This window comes from Thiemannella venezuelensis (assembly GCF_014203605.1).
GTDB classification, from domain to species: Bacteria; Actinomycetota; Actinomycetes; order Streptosporangiales; family Streptosporangiaceae; genus Planomonospora_A; species Planomonospora_A venezuelensis.
Window position 1 is genome coordinate 30,323 of sequence record NZ_JACHJJ010000031.1, and the last position, 14,260, is coordinate 44,582.

The following is a 14,260-nucleotide window of genomic DNA, read 5'->3' on the forward strand; positions in this document are numbered from 1 at the left end:
GTCCGAGACCCGTCCCGGAGCGGACGGTGGATGGCCGTGGGGAGACGGGGCCGGTCAGGTGCGGGCGGTCTTGAGCCAGGTCTGGCGGCCGGAGAGGGCGCGGCCGACCGCCCACCAGCCCGCGGCGAACCACTGGTAGCCGTAGAGCACGAACAGGTGTCCCAGCAGCAGCGAGCGCAGCAGTCCCAGCTCGGAGTCGCGCCGCCAGTAGACGTAGCCGTAGACCAGGGCGATGCCGAAGGACAGGCCGTACCAGAGGGCGAACATGGCCGGTGAGACCACGCTGTGGCCCGCCTGCAGCGAGGCCGCGACCAGCGCCAGGCCCGACGCGGCGAAGGCGAGCGGCAGCACCGAGGTCAGCAGCAGGAACCAGGGGCTCATCAGGTGGTAGACCAGGTCGGGGGCGGCGGCGGCCGGGGCGCGGCGGATGACGAGCGGCAGCAGCCTGCCGGCCTGCAGGTGCCCCTGGAACCAGCGCGAGCGCTGCCGCACCAGCCGCTTGGGCGAGAGCACGGCCTGCTGGTGCACGGCGGTGGTGTGGCAGAACCGGTTGCGCCAGCCGGCGGCGAGCAGCCGCACGCCCAGGTCGAGGTCCTCGGTCAGGCAGTCGCTCCACGGGTCGGCGCCGAGGCCGGCCAGGGCGTCCAGGCGCATGAACTGGCCGTTGCCGCCCAGGCCGACGCTGCCCAGGTGGCGGCGGCCGTTCTGGAAGACGTCGGTGTAGACCACGAACTCCATGTCCTGCATCCGCGCCAGCAGGCCGGCGTGCCGGTTGTACATGCGCACGCCGATCTGGACGCCGCCGGTGGCGGGGTCGGCGAAGTACGGCGTGACCTCGTCCAGGGCGTCGGCGTCCAGGCGGCCGTCGGCGTCGAGCACGCAGACGACGACCCGGGCGGGGTCGCGCCCGGCCAGCAGCCCGGAGCCGGTCAGGTGTGCCAGGCCCGCGTTGAGCGCCGCGCCCTTGCCGCGCCGGGCGTCGGGCAGGCTGCGCTGCAGCAGCCAGATCCGGTCGTCCTCGGCGGCGGCGGCGCGGACGATGTCGGCGGTGGCGTCGGAGGAGGCGTCGTCGACGACCAGGACCGCGAGCTCGCCGGGCAGGCTCCGCAGCCGCTGCAGGCTGGCGGCGAGCACCTTCTCCTCGTCCAGGCAGGCCATGAGGAAGACGTAGAAGGGCGCGGGCTCGGCCGGTGCGGCGGGGCGGCGCACGCCCCGCGAGAGCAGGAACATCAGCGCGGTGTAGCCGAGGCCGAGCACGATGACGGCGGAGCTCAGCCAGAGCAGGGCGGTCGTCACCGGGGTGGTCATCGCGTCACCTGCGCGGTGAGGTCGTTCCCGCCGCCGGAGGAGGCGAGGACGCCCCGGGAGGCGGGGCCGAGGCCGGCGCGCCGGCCTCGGGGAGCGGACCGCCCGCTGACCGCGTCGGCGCCGCGGAGCACCGCCCCGGCGGCCAGCAGGACGGTCATGGCCAGCAGGAAGAGCCCGAACCCTGCGCCGGTGGCCATGAGCAGGACGCGGGCCGCGTCCACGGCGGTGGCGGTCAGGTCCGCGGCGGCCGTGCCGGAGGCGGACAGCTCGGAGGCGGACGGCAGGACGGCGGAGGCGCCCACGCTCATGCCGGTCCCGGTGAGCGCGAGGGCGCTGTTGGCGTACATCTCAGGCACCCCCGTGGACGGGGAGGGCGAGAGCGGTGGAGCGGCCGGAAGACGGCAGCGCGGGGCGAGCGGGCATGAGACCCTCACGACGAGACGGACCCGGACATCCGGAAGGGATGTCACCTGACAGGTGACGGGTGCGGTCTCGCCATTCGCTCCCCGAGTCGGCTAGGCGGCCGAATTCCTACGTGCGTGAGCGCGTCGCCGCGCCACGCCGTTGAGGCCGTCTCGGATCGTTGCGTACCCGTGAAGGCCGCAGGCATATGCCCCTACCTGCGGCTTCGTCATCACGTTAACCCTGGGTCACGAAAATGGCAAACACAGTCCCAAAAATATTACGTAGCGTGATTGTCACTTAGTGTTACGAACGTGGATCTCCAGCGGATACGGCGGGTGCCCGCCCTCGCCCTCCTGATCTGTACGGCCCTCGCCGTCCTCGCGGGCTCCTGCGACGGCGGCGGGGCCGGCGGTGAACGCTGGGCCGAGGGCAGCGTCCACGGCGACTGGCGCGTGATATTCGACGGGGGCGGGTTCACCGGCCGCGCCCCCGGCGGGCAGATCCGGATCGACACCCCCGCCCCGGCCTCCGCCGCCGAGACCCACGCCGGCCTCATCGTCTCCATCGGCAGCACCGGCGAGCCCGACCTCCGGCTGCGCCTGCGCACCCTGCGCCAGACCCGCGCCGTCCCCAACGTCTGGGAGGTCGCCTGGGTGGTGTGGCACTACACCGGCCCGCAGAACTTCTACTACCTGCTGCTCAAGCCCAACGGCTGGGAGCTCGGCAAGGCCGACCCCGCCTTCCGCGGCGCCCAGCGCTTCCTGGCCACCGGCCCGGGCCCGTTCCCGGTGGGGCGCTGGTACGAGGTGCGGGTACGGCAGAGCGGTCCGCGCATGACCGCCTGGGTCGACGGCCGGCGGACGGTCGACTACACCGACACCGAGCAGCCCTACCGGCGGGGCGCGGTCGGCCTGTACGCCGAGGACGCCGTCGCCGACTTCACCGCCGTCACCCTCGGCGGCCACGCCCTGCGCGACTGACGGCGGCGGGTGACGGCGGCGGGTGACGTGGCTCTCAGCACGCGGCGACCGCTAAACAACGCCCGTCTCCCGCCGATCGGAAGGTCTGGGATCCGCGGTCCGCTGCTCGCGGAGTTCCGGCGCCCCCGCGACCCACCCAGAACGGTCAGGAGCTCCGGCGATGCCCTCAATCCACCTTCCCCGGCGACGGAACCGCATCCGCGCCGCCCTCGTCCTCGGGACCCGGCCGGAGGCGATCAAACTCGCCCCGGTCCTGCGGGCGATGAGCGACTCCCCGCTCTTCGAGCCCATGGTCGTCTCGACCGGGCAGCACCGGGAGATGCTCGACCAGATGCTGAGCCGGCTGCACATGGACAGCAGCCGCGACCTCGCCGTCATGCGCGACCGCCAGCAGCTCTCCGGGCTGACCGCCCGCCTGATCAGCGGCCTGGGCGAGGCCGTACGGGCCGACGAGCCCGACGTGGTGATCGTCCAGGGCGACACGACGACGGCGATGACCGGGGCGCTGGCCGCGTTCTACGAGGGCGTGCCCGTCGCGCACGTGGAGGCGGGCCTGCGCACCGGCGTCATCGGCAACCCCTTCCCCGAGGAGCTCAACCGCCGCCTGGTGGCGCCCATGGTGCGCTGGCACTTCGCCCCCACCGAGGGCTCGGCCGCCAACCTGCTGGCCGAGGGCGTCGACCCCGGCCAGATCGACGTCACCGGCAACACGGTGATCGACAACCTGCTCTGGGTGCTGGAGCGCGGCGAGGGCCGCTCGGCGTTCACCGCCTCCGGCCTGCGGCGGGTGCTGGTGACCCTGCACCGCCGGGAGAACCAGGGCGAGACCATGCACGGCATCGCCACGGCCCTGGCCGACCTGGCCGGCCGGCCCGACGTGGAGATCGTGCTGCCGCTGCACAAGAGTCCCGCCGTGCGGGACGCCCTGCTGCCGGTCCTGGGCGACCACCCCCGGATCCGGCTCGTCGAACCGCTGGACTACTTCGACTTCGCCGCCACGCTCGCCGCCTGCGACCTCGTGCTGACCGACTCGGGCGGCGTCCAGGAGGAGGCGCCCACGCTGGGCAAGCCCGTCCTGGTGCTGCGCACCACCACCGAGCGCCCCGAGGCCGTACAGGCCGGGGTCGCGCTCCTGGTGGGCACCGAGCCGGGCGAGGTCGCCGCCGCCGCCCACCGCCTGCTCGACGACCGCGCCGCCTACGGGCGGATGGCGGCCGCGGTCAACCCCTTCGGGGACGGGCGGGCGGCCGAGCGCATCGTGCACAGGCTCGCCCTCGACCTGGCCGGCCGCACCACCGGGCACGGCGAGGGCGACCTGGCCGTCGCCTGACCCGTTCCAGCCGGGAGCCCCGGCGCCTGCGCGGCGCCGGGGCTCCCTTCTGCGTGCCTGCCGGTGTACGGCCGGGCGGAGTCAGGCGATGCCCGCCGCCGAGCACGCCTCGGCGTACGCGCCGGCGCACAGCGCACCGGGCGTCACGTAGCCGTCCTTGATCACGGTCTCCTCGATGGTGTCCTTGGTGACCGTGACCGGGTCGAGCAGGAGGGACGGTACGGCGCCGGCGCCGTTGTCCACCGTGCTGTCCATCTTCGGCCGCTCCCCGCCGAGCAGCTCGAACGCCAGCTCGGCGGTCTTCTCCGCCTCCAGGCGCACCGCCTTGTAGACGGTCATGTGCTGCTGCCCGGCGAGGATGCGCTGCAGCGCGGCGATCTCGGCGTCCTGGCCGGTGACCGGCACGTCCGGCAGCCCGGCCGCCTTCAGCGCCGCGATCGCGCCGCCCGCCGTACCGTCGTTGGCCGCGTAGACGCCGATGAGGTCGCGCCCGCGCAGGGACGGCAGCGTGCGCGCGGTCCAGGCCTTGGCGTTGTCCGGGTTCCACTCGGGCGTGTCGAACTCCGCGGCGATGCGGACCTTGCCGTCGAGCGTCTCGTGCGCGCCCTTCTTGAAGAGGGTGGCGTTGTTGTCGGTCGGCGAGCCGTTGATCCACAGGATCTCGCCGGAGCGGGCCTTGTCGCCCAGCGCGGCCAGCAGCGCCTCGGCCTGCAGGCGGCCGACCTTCGCGTTGTCGAAGGAGACGTAGTAGTCGACGGGCGTGCCGAGGACCAGGCGGTCGTAGGAGATCACCGGCACGTCGCGCTCCCGGGCCCGCTCCACGATCTTCGCCGCGGCGGCGCTGTCGACCGGGGTGAGCACCAGCACCTTCGCGCCCTCCTCCAGGGCCTCCTCGGCCTGGGAGAGCTGCTCGTCGGCGTCCTGCCCGGCGTTGCGGTAGTCGATCTCGCAGGTGGAGCAGAGCTGCTTGAGCCGCTGGGAGAAGTACGGGGCGTCCGCCGCGTCGTAGCGGCTCGCGGCACGCTCGGGCAGCAGCAGCGCCACCCGCCCCGCGGCCTTGCCCGCGGTGGCATCGCCGGCCGCGCCGCCGTCGCCGGACGACGGCAGGAGGCCGCAGCCGGCCAGGACCGTCCCGGCGACCGCGGCGGTCACCGCGGCCAGCATCCGTCGGTATCTGCGCATGGTGTTCTCGTCTCCGTTCGGGGGGCCGCTCACGGGCCGCATCAGTACGTGAAGCGGGAGACGAGCACGCGCATCCGCGCCGCCATCCCCGCCAGCTCGTCGACGGCCTCGGTGGTGCTGGCCACGCCCTGCCTGGTCAGGTCGGTGGCGTCGGCGACACCGCCGACGTTGGCCGCGATGCCGCCGGACCCGGCGGCCGCGTCGGCGACGCTGCGGCTCATCGCCTGCGTCGTCGCCGCCTGCTCCTCGACCGCGGCGGCCACGGTCTCCTGGTACTCGCTGATCTGCGCGATCACGCCGGTGATCTCGCTGATCGCGCCGACCGCCGCCTCGGTGTCGGCCTGGATGGCCTGGACCCGGCGGCCGATGTCCTCGGTGGCCTGCGCCGTCTCCTGGGCCAGCTCCTTGACCTCCTGGGCCACGACCGCGAAGCCCTTGCCGAACTCGCCGGCACGGGCGGCCTCGATGGTGGCGTTGAGCGCCAGCAGGTTGGTCTGCTGGGCGATGGAGGTGATGGTCTTGACGACGTCGCCGATCTCCGCGCTGGAGGCGCCCAGCTTGCCGATGGTCTCGTTCGCCGACGCCGCGATGTCCACGGCCCGGTCGGCGACCCGGACCGCCTCGGTGGTGTTGCGGGAGATCTCCTGGATCGACGCGCCCATCTCCTCGGCGCCGGCGGCGACCGCCGCCACGTGCGAGCTGATCTCGGCCGCCGCGCCGGTGACCCCCTCGGCCCGGCCGGAGGCCTCCCGGGCGCTCGCTCCCATCTGCGCGCTGATCGCCGAGAGCTCCTCGGCGGCGGCGGCCAGCGACTCGGAGTTCTCGCCGAGCGTGCGGACGGCGTCGCGGGTACTGGCGGTCGCGACCGCCAGCGCCTCGGCCATCTCGCCCACCTCGTCGCGCTGTGCGGCCTCCACCTCGGCGGTGAGGTCGCCGGCGGCCACGGCCTGCAGGACGCGGCGCACCCGCCGGATCGGCTTGACGATCAGGCCGGAGATGTAGCGGCTGAGCGCGAGCGCGACGACCAGGCCGGCCAGGAGGGTCGCGACCATGACGGTGCGCGCGGTGTCGTGCGCCGAGTGGGCCGAGGCCGCCGCGGCGGCGCCGCTGGTCTGCTCGTAGCGGAGCAGCTCGTCCAGCGCCGTCATCGCGTTGGTGCTGGTGATCTGCCCGTCACCGAGGTATGCCTGCTGGAAGGCGGCGGCGTCGCCGGACTCGGCGAGCGGGAGGAGCCGGTGCTCCAGGATGGTGCGGTAGGCCGTCCACCAGATGTCGAACCGGTCGACCAGCTCGCGCTGGGCGTCCTCGTCCACCGAGGTGCGGTAGGTCTCCAGGGCCTGCGCGAGCTGCTCGTCGGCCTCGCCGATCCCGTCGCGGAAGGACTTCACGGCGACCTCCCCGTCGGACAGGGCCAGGTTCGCGATGTTGTTCTGCACGCGCAGCGCCGCGGAGTTGATCGCCGAGAGCTGGGCGGAGGGCTCCAGGTTGCCGCGGTAGATGTCCTCGACCCGCTGGTCGACGCTGCCGAGGCCGGACAGTCCGACCGCGGCCACGACCGCCGCGGCCGCGCAGCCCAGGGCCACGAGCAGCAGCAGCTTCCGCGAGATCGGCAGGTCCGCCACGGCCCACCGGAAGCTTCTGCCGCCGCGGCTCGTGCCCGCGGACGACCCGGTCGTCCGCGGGTTGGCGTCGTCTGGCATGTCGTTCATCGGCACCGTGCCCCTTCCATTCATGACCGGTGAAAACACACGGCCGTCGAAAAATCGGATGCGCGGTGCGGCGGCTGAGGATTTTCGGTAGTGGATCGGTAGCGGATCCGTCACATTCCGTTGACGCGCTTCCCGGTCTGAAGGCCGGGATTCAGTCCGTGCCGCGTCATGCGACACCTCTGCGGCTTCCTGCTTCGCCGACCTGCGCCACCGCGAGCGGTGGTCTTACCGGGTCTCCACAGGCGTTTAACCGGCCCGCCGCATCCTTGATCACCGTGACCGATGAGGGTTCGGACGGCAGGCTACGCGACCAGCGGACCCGCACGTCGCCGATCTTCGGCAGGCGCAGCCTCCCGCCCGCCGTGACGGCGAACCGGGCGTTCTTGGTGAACCGGATCGCCTGCCGATTGTCCTTCTTGGATCGAAACCGGGGTGCGGCGGCCTTCGGCCCTCTGTGCGTGCCGGCGACCGAGGCGAAGAGGTTGCGGTAGGCGGTGTTGAGGTCGGCGAGCGCCTGCTGGAGGACGACCGCCGACACCTCGGCCAGCCATGCCCGGCCGGGCGTCTTCTTCGCCTCGGTGATCACCCGCTTGGACAGGTCGCCGTCCGAGATGTGCCGGAGCACCGGCGCGCATTCCGGTAGCGGGGGGCCGGGGAGTCGTCCGCGGCCGGTGGTGCGCGGCGGGAGCCGGATCCGGCTCAGCAACGCCCCGGTTCTGCCGATCAGAGGGCGCGGGATCCCCAGGCGCGCCGCCTCCGCCGCCGCCCGGCCGCTCCCCCGCGGAGCCGCCGCACGCGCCGCGGCTCCCATCGGCATGCCTTTTTCCGCCGGGCCGTACGGAAAACCTCAGGAGCGTACGGCGGCGGCCGATGGGAGAAGTCGCCAGGACGGCATGCGTGGTCACGGAGCAGACCTGCGCCAAACGTTCCAAGCCAGAAGCGGAGGGGGCGCCTTGCCCAAGGGCCTGAGCCAGCTGGCGGTTCCGATCGGTGTCGTCCTGATCGTCGTGATGATGGTCATCCCGTTGCCGACGGTCCTGCTCGACATGCTCATCGCCGCCAACATCACGATCGCCCTGATCGTGGTCGTGGTCAGCATGAACGTGAAGCGGCCGCTGGAGTTCTCCTCCTTCCCCGCACTCCTGCTCGTCCTCACGCTGTTCCGGCTCGCGCTCAACATCAGCGCGACCCGCCTGGTGCTGCTCGACGGCTTCGCCGGCAAGGTGATCGAGGCCTTCGGCCACTTCGTCGTCGGCGGCTCGCTCATCGTCGGAATCGTGATCTTCACGATCCTGGTCATCATCCAGTTCATCGTCATCACCAAGGGCGCCGAGCGCGTCGCCGAGGTCGGCGCCCGCTTCACCCTCGACGCGATGCCCGGCAAGCAGATGGCCATCGACGCCGACCTCAACGCCGGTCTCATCGACGAGGCCGAGGCCCGCAAGCGCCGCCACGAGGTCACCGCCGAGGCCGACTTCTACGGCTCGATGGACGGTGGCTCGAAGTTCGTCAAGGGCGACGCCATCGCCGCCATCATCATCACCGTCATCAACCTCCTCGGCGGCTTCGCCGTGGGCGTGATCCAGAAGGGGATGCCGGCCGGCGAGGCGATCGAGACCTACAGCCTGCTGAGCATCGGCGACGGCCTGGTCTCCCAGATCCCGGCGCTGCTGCTCTCGGTCGCCACCGGCCTCATGGTGGCCCGCGCGAGCGGCGAGGGCGACATGGGCAGCACGGTCACCGGCCAGCTCGGCGCCCAGAAGCGCGCGCTGCAGGTCGGCGGCGGGGCCGCCCTGGCCCTGGTCCTCATCCCCGGCCTGCCCAAGTTTCCCTTCCTCCTCATCGGCGGCCTGGTCCTGTTCCTGGCCCAGCGGATCCCCTCCGCGCCGGCGGCGCAGGCCGAGGAGGCCGAGGCCGCCGCGATCGCGGGTCCGGCGCCGGACTCGCCCGAGTCCCTCATGGGGGAGATCCGGGTCGACCCGCTGGAGCTGGCGCTCGCCCCCGACCTCATCGACCTGGTCGACGCCGCCGGCGGCGACCTGCTCGACCGGGTGCGCTCGCTCCGCCGCAAGATCGCTCTGGAGACCGGCATCATCATGCCGCCGGTGCACACCCGCGACGACCTCGACCTGCCCCTGTCGACCTACGTGGTCCGCGTCAACGGCGTGGAGGTCGCCCGCGGCCAGGCACCGCCCGGCACCGTGCTGGCCATCGGCGACGGGCTGGAGAGCCTGCCGGGCCGGGCCGGCGTGGAGCCGGTGTTCGGCCTGGAGGGCAAGTGGGTCCCGGCCGAGCTGCGCCACCAGGCCGAGCTCACCGGCGCGACCGTCGTCGACCGGGCCTCGGTCATCATCACCCACCTGTCGGAGGTGGTGCGCGCCAACGCCAGCCGCCTGCTGGGCCGCGAGGACGTCCGCGCGCTGGTCGAGGCGGTACGGCGCACCCACCCGGTCGTGGTGGAGGAGCTCACCCCGGCGCTGCTGAGCCTGGGCCAGATCCAGATGGTGCTGCAGGCCCTGCTCGACGAGGGCGTGTCGATCCGGGACCTGGTCCGCATCTTCGAGGCGCTCTCGCTGGCCGGCAAGAACACCTCGGACCTGGACACGCTCTGCGAGGCCGTCCGCGGCGCCCTGGGCCCGGCCATCGCCGCCCAGCACGCCACTCCGGACGGCGGCCTGCCGGTCCTGACGCTGGACCCCCGGCTGGAGCACTCGCTGCTGGAGTCGCTGCGCCCCACCGAGCACGGCATCCAGCTGATCATCGACGCGGCCCGGGCCGAGACGGTGATCATCCAGGCCCAGCGCCTCGTCGAAGCCGCCGAGCAGCAGGGCCTCGCCCCGGTCCTGGTCTGCTCGCCCCAGCTCCGGATGCCGCTGCGCCGCATGCTGAAGCTGTCCGCCCCCCGCCTGCCCCTGCTGTCCTACAACGAGATCTCGGAATCCACGTTCCGTATCGAGACCCTGGGAGTTGTGACCGATGCCGAAGCGCTTGCTGCTTGAGGGAACCGACATCGAGGAGCTGCTGACCCAGGTCCGCGATGAGCACGGGCCGGACGTCTCCATCGTGTCGGCCGACCGCGTCCGCACCGGCGGGATCGCCGGGTTCTTCGCCCGTCAGCGCTACGAGCTGACCGTCGAGGTCAACGACGAGCCCGCCCGCCCGGCCGCGCGGCAGCAGGCCCCCGCCACCGGGACGACCGCCGCCGGGGCGCCCGCCGACCCGATGGCGGCGCTGCTGGCCCGGGCCGAGGAGCAGGAGCGCCGGCTGGGCGCCCCCGCCGCCGCCCGCCCCGCCGCGGAGGCCCCGCAGCGCCCCGCGGCCTCCGTGAGCCTCGCCACGGCGGCCCGGACGGCGCCCTTCGACCCGGCGCAGGCCGTTCCCGCGCAGGGGTCCGCCCCGCAGCTCCGGGCGCAGGCCGGGGCCGTTCCCGCCCAGCTCTTCACCGCCCCCGCCCCGCTGGTGGCGCCCGAGAACTTCGTCGTCGAGACCGGTACGGAGAACCAGGCCTTCGCCGACATGCTGGCCGCGCTCCAGCGCGGCACCACCGCGGAGGCCGCCGTCGCCGAGGCCGCCTCCGCCGCCCGCTCCGGCGCGATGGTGGCGCGGGCCTACCAGCCCCCGGCACCCGCGCAGGAGCAGCCCGGCGCCATGGCGGTGCGGGCCTACCAGCCGCCCGCGGTCGAGCAGGACCGGCCGTACGCCGGCGCGCTCATGGAGCTCGGCATGCCCGAGCACATGGCCCGCCGGGCCACCGGGCCCGACATGTACGGCGCGGTCAAGCAGGCGCTCGCGGGCCTGCCCGCCGCTCCCGCCGCCCCGAGCCGTCCCGGCGACGTGCTCGTCATCGTCGGCGAGACGCACGCCGCCCTGCGCGTGGCCGGGGAGGTCGTCCGGGCCCTGAACCTGGGGTCCGGCCAGCTCCTGCTGGCGGCGCGCTCCACCGCCGGGACCGAGATCCACGCGGCCCGGCGGCTGTCCGGCCCGGCCGCCGCCATCCGCAAGGCCCGCAAGATCCACCGGGACGACGTCCCGTACGTGGTCGTCGTCGCCTCCACCCCCGAGGAGGGCAACGGCGAGTGGGCGCGCTCGGTCGCCGACGGCCTCGGCGCGACCGCGGTGTGGGCCGTCGTCGACGCCACCCGCAAGACCGCCGACACCGCCCGCCACCTGCGCTCGCTCGGCAAGGTCGACGCGATCACCGTGAACGCGGTCGACGCCACCGGCGACCCGGCGAGCGTCCTCGCCCTGGACCTGCCCGTTTCCTACCTGGCAGACCGTCCCTGCACGCCCCAGGCGTGGGTCGGGCTGCTGTGCGAGCGACTGGAGGAGATGCAGTCGTGACATTCATCGGCCTGCCCGACGTCAACGCCTTGGTGGAGATCGCCCTGCCGGACGGCAGGGTCTACCCCACCCGCGTGGAGGACGCCGACGGGCTTCTGCTCAAGGTCGCCGCGCCGCGCGGCGCCGGGGACATCGACGTGCCGGAGCTCGGCACGGAGGTGTCCGTGCGCTGGACCGGCCCCCGCGGCCTGTACACCGCGCCCGGCACGTTCACCGCTCTCGAGCGCTCCCGGGTGAGCGTCTGGACGATCGAGGCCGAGGGCAGCGTGGACTACTTCAGCCGGCGCATCGCCGTACGGGTGGCCGCGGGCGAGCCGGTCCGGCTGCTGGACCTCGACAGCGGCGAGGAGGTGTTCCACGGCCGGTTCATCAACATCTCCGAGCGAGGCGTCCGCTGCTACGGGCTCGCGGCGGGCGTCTTCGCCGAGCAGCCCGTCCGGGTCAAGATGGTGCTGGACGACAACCTCCTGGTGGTGGAGGGCAGCGTGCTCACCACGTCGGCGACGCACGGGGACGACGTCACCGCGGTGGTCGTCTACGACCCGCCGGACATGCAGGCGCAACTGATCCGCCGCTACGTGATGAACGCGCAGATCCGGGCCAGGAAGGCGGCCGCCGATGGCACTTCTCGCTAACCCGCTGACGTTGCTGATCGCCCTGGTCCTCGCCGGTCCGGCGCTCTGGCACGCGTTCATCCTGGAGGACCTCGACATCGCGACCGCCCTGATCAGGTATCTGGCGGCCGTCGTGGTGAGCGCCCTCATGCTCGGCGTGCTCCGCCGGATCACCTCCTCCTACGGGCCCCCGGACGAGCCGGAGGACGGCGCGAAGACCAATGGGGGACCCATGGTCACGACCGTGTCCGTGGACAGGATCCCGGCCGAGAGCAGGCGGGCGACCGACCGGGCCGACGCCCCGGCACCGGCCATCGCCGGGGAGCTCACCGCCGGGGAGCCTCCGGTGGGAGAGAACGCCGCGCTCCCCTCCGCGGCCGCTCCGGCCGGCTGACGCGGCCGATCCGGCGGGCGGCGGGCGGGCCGCCGCCCGCCGGATCGCCTCAGATCAGGCCGCGGGCCGCCGATGGACATTCCGGACATCCATCTTCCGTTGCTCAGCAGCGCCACCGGTCTCGTACTGGAAAGGACCTGATCGTGACCGATCACCATGTTGACCCCGCACGGCCCGCGGTGACCGTTCACCGCAACGCGCTGCTGGGCTGGTTCGCCGACCGGCGGATCAACACCAAGATTCTGGCCTCCGTCGGCATCGTCGCCGTCCTGGGCGGCGGCATCAGCACCGTCGCGATGACCCGGATGGCCGGGCTCAACGACGACCTGCGCGCCATGGAGGAGACCAACCTGCACCGCATGTCGCACCTGGTCGACCTGCGCGGGCGGATCGGGGACATGTACAACGTCTCCATCGGGGTCGTCGCCATTCCCGACCCCGCCTTGAAGGCGAACGCCGCCAAGCAGACGAAGGACTTCACCGACCTGGCGACCGAGGCGTTCGAGGAGTACAAGGCCGACGTCCCCGCCTCGGAGTCCTGGCAGAAGCAGGTCACCTCCTTCGAGGAGGCCTGGGCGGAGTACCAGGTCCTGCGCAACGTCGTGCTGCTCGGGGAGAAGGCGCCGGCCGGGGTCTCCGTCCCGACCACCACCCAGGAGATCCTCGGCAAGTTCAACACCGTCGCCGTGCAGCTCAACACCGCCATGGACGAGCTGGCCAAGGCGGAGACCGCCAACGCCAAGCAGGTCGCCACGGCGGCCAATGACGAGTACGAGGGCTCCCGGACGCTGCTGCTGACCCTGGTCATCGCGGGCCTGCTGCTGGCCCTGGGCGTCGCCATGCTCGTCTCTCGCCTGATCACCGGCCCGCTGAGCGCGGTCTCGCGCGCGCTGGGCGCGACGGCGAAGGGCGACCTGACGCATAAGGCCGAGGTGACCTCCCGCGACGAGGTCGGCCAGATGGCGGTGGCGGTCAACCAGGCCAACGACGCCATCCGTGAGGCGATCGCGGCGCTGGCCTCCAGCGCCGACACCCTGGCCGCCAGCTCCGGTGAGCTCTCGGCGGTGAGCGACCAGATCGCCGCCTCCGCCGACGAGGCCTCCACCCAGGCCAACAACGTCGCCGCGGCCGCCGGGCAGGTCTCGCAGAACGTGCAGACCGTCGCCGCGGGCAGCGAGGAGATGGGCGCCTCCATCCGGGAGATCGCGCACAACGCCAACGAGGGCGCCAAGGTCGCCTCCCAGGCGGTGTCGGTGGCCACCTCCACCAACGAGACCGTCGCCAAGCTGGGCACCTCCAGCGCCGAGATCGGCTCGGTCATCAAGGTGATCACCTCGATCGCCGAGCAGACCAACCTGCTGGCGCTGAACGCCACCATCGAGGCCGCCCGCGCCGGCGACGCCGGCAAGGGCTTCGCGGTCGTCGCCGGCGAGGTCAAGGACCTGGCCCAGGAGACCGCCAAGGCCACCGAGGACATCTCCAAGCGGGTCGAGGCCATCCAGGCCGACACCGAGAGCGCCGTCGCCGCGATCGCCGAGATCTCCTCGATCATCGGGAAGATCAACGACTACCAGCTCACCATCGCCTCGGCGGTGGAGGAGCAGACCGCCACCACCAACGAGATGAACCGCAACGTCGCCGACGCCGCCCAGGGCAGCGCCGACATCGCCACCAACATCTCGGTGCTGGCCAGCGCCGCGCACGTGACCGCCGAGGGTGTCACCGAGAGCCAGAAGGCCGCGGCCAACCTGGCCGAGCTGTCCACCCGCCTGCACGACCTGGTCTCCCGCTTCCGCTACTGACGGATCCCGCGGGGGACTCCTCGCCGCCCGCTCCGCCGTACCGCGGCCGGGGCGGGCGCGCGACGCGGTATGAGGGCCGCCCACGGCACGACCGTGGGCGGCCTGATCCATTTATCAGGTAAAACGCGCATTTTTATCAACTAAATGTGTTGTATCCAGAACACACCGTGATAATTGGTAATAAAAACCGTGATC

Annotated in this window: 11 protein-coding genes and 1 pseudogene; 7 read left to right on the forward strand and 5 right to left on the reverse strand. The window is 72.8% G+C overall.

Features of this window, described 5'->3' with window-relative positions:
* Positions 1–54: 54 nt before the first annotated feature.
* Both FHS22_RS32455 and FHS22_RS32460 read right to left on the reverse strand, forming a co-directional pair.
* Positions 55–1,308: a glycosyltransferase family 2 protein gene (locus FHS22_RS32455; RefSeq protein WP_184948009.1), complete on the reverse strand. Its 1,254-nt coding sequence runs from the start codon at positions 1,306–1,308 to the stop codon at positions 55–57.
* On the reverse strand, positions 1,305–1,655 hold the full coding sequence (locus tag FHS22_RS32460; RefSeq protein WP_184948010.1) for a hypothetical protein: 351 nt from the start codon (positions 1,653–1,655) through the stop codon (positions 1,305–1,307). The genes FHS22_RS32455 and FHS22_RS32460 overlap by 4 nt, the downstream gene beginning before the upstream one ends.
* A gap of 369 nt (positions 1,656–2,024) precedes the next feature.
* Here FHS22_RS32460 and FHS22_RS32465 point away from each other — a divergent pair, with 369 nt between their 5' ends.
* Positions 2,025–2,693, forward strand: coding sequence for a 3-keto-alpha-glucoside-1,2-lyase-like domain-containing protein (locus FHS22_RS32465; protein WP_184948011.1), 669 nt, complete (start codon positions 2,025–2,027; stop codon positions 2,691–2,693).
* 160 nt (positions 2,694–2,853) lie between these two features.
* Positions 2,854–4,023, forward strand: a complete 1,170-nt coding sequence (gene wecB, locus FHS22_RS32470) for a non-hydrolyzing UDP-N-acetylglucosamine 2-epimerase (RefSeq protein ID WP_184948012.1) — start codon at positions 2,854–2,856, stop codon at positions 4,021–4,023.
* Positions 4,024–4,104: 81 nt separating this feature from the next.
* Here the strand turns inward: wecB and FHS22_RS32475 are convergent, their stop codons facing one another.
* The 3 genes and pseudogenes from FHS22_RS32475 to FHS22_RS32485 form a co-directional block, all read right to left on the reverse strand.
* On the reverse strand, positions 4,105–5,205 hold the full coding sequence (locus tag FHS22_RS32475; RefSeq protein WP_184948013.1) for a sugar ABC transporter substrate-binding protein: 1,101 nt from the start codon (positions 5,203–5,205) through the stop codon (positions 4,105–4,107).
* A gap of 41 nt (positions 5,206–5,246) precedes the next feature.
* A complete protein-coding gene (locus tag FHS22_RS32480; RefSeq protein ID WP_184948014.1) occupies positions 5,247–6,914 on the reverse strand; it encodes a methyl-accepting chemotaxis protein in 1,668 nt (555 codons plus the stop codon).
* A gap of 250 nt (positions 6,915–7,164) precedes the next feature.
* A pseudogene (locus tag FHS22_RS32485) lies at positions 7,165–7,539 on the reverse strand (RNA-guided endonuclease TnpB family protein); the annotation flags it as partial.
* Positions 7,540–7,867: 328 nt separating this feature from the next.
* Here FHS22_RS32485 and flhA point away from each other — a divergent pair.
* The 5 genes from flhA to FHS22_RS32510 all read left to right on the forward strand — a co-directional run bounded on the left by flhA (position 7,868) and on the right by FHS22_RS32510 (position 14,065).
* A complete protein-coding gene (gene flhA / locus FHS22_RS32490) occupies positions 7,868–9,913 on the forward strand; it encodes a flagellar biosynthesis protein FlhA (RefSeq protein ID WP_221474406.1) in 2,046 nt (681 codons plus the stop codon).
* Positions 9,891–11,255 carry a hypothetical protein gene (locus FHS22_RS32495; RefSeq protein ID WP_184948016.1) on the forward strand — a complete coding sequence of 455 codons (1,365 nt, stop codon included), beginning with the start codon at positions 9,891–9,893 and terminating at the stop codon, positions 11,253–11,255. Before flhA ends, FHS22_RS32495 begins: the two co-directional genes overlap by 23 nt.
* Positions 11,252–11,890, forward strand: coding sequence for a PilZ domain-containing protein (locus FHS22_RS32500; protein WP_184948017.1), 639 nt, complete (start codon positions 11,252–11,254; stop codon positions 11,888–11,890). The genes FHS22_RS32495 and FHS22_RS32500 overlap by 4 nt, the downstream gene beginning before the upstream one ends.
* On the forward strand, positions 11,874–12,263 hold the full coding sequence (locus FHS22_RS32505; protein ID WP_184948018.1) for a hypothetical protein: 390 nt from the start codon (positions 11,874–11,876) through the stop codon (positions 12,261–12,263). Before FHS22_RS32500 ends, FHS22_RS32505 begins: the two co-directional genes overlap by 17 nt.
* Positions 12,264–12,406: 143 nt before the next feature.
* Positions 12,407–14,065 (forward strand): methyl-accepting chemotaxis protein, encoded by a 1,659-nt coding sequence (locus FHS22_RS32510; protein ID WP_221474407.1) that lies wholly within the window; start codon positions 12,407–12,409, stop codon positions 14,063–14,065.
* The last annotated feature ends 195 nt before the right edge of the window (positions 14,066–14,260 follow it).

What these genes read in the sequence shown, in the direction of transcription:
- FHS22_RS32460 (WP_184948010.1), bottom strand. Translation starts at nt 1,655, where the DNA reads ATGTACGCCAACAGCGCCCTCGCGCTCACCGGGACCGGCATGAGCGTG.
- FHS22_RS32495 (WP_184948016.1), top strand. Translation starts at nt 9,891, where the DNA reads ATGCCGAAGCGCTTGCTGCTTGAGGGAACCGACATCGAGGAGCTGCTG.
- wecB (WP_184948012.1), top strand. Translation starts at nt 2,854, where the DNA reads ATGCCCTCAATCCACCTTCCCCGGCGACGGAACCGCATCCGCGCCGCC.
- FHS22_RS32480 (WP_184948014.1), bottom strand. Translation starts at nt 6,914, where the DNA reads ATGAACGACATGCCAGACGACGCCAACCCGCGGACGACCGGGTCGTCC.
- FHS22_RS32455 (WP_184948009.1), bottom strand. Translation starts at nt 1,308, where the DNA reads ATGACCACCCCGGTGACGACCGCCCTGCTCTGGCTGAGCTCCGCCGTC.
- FHS22_RS32505 (WP_184948018.1), top strand. Translation starts at nt 11,874, where the DNA reads ATGGCACTTCTCGCTAACCCGCTGACGTTGCTGATCGCCCTGGTCCTC.
- FHS22_RS32475 (WP_184948013.1), bottom strand. Translation starts at nt 5,205, where the DNA reads ATGCGCAGATACCGACGGATGCTGGCCGCGGTGACCGCCGCGGTCGCC.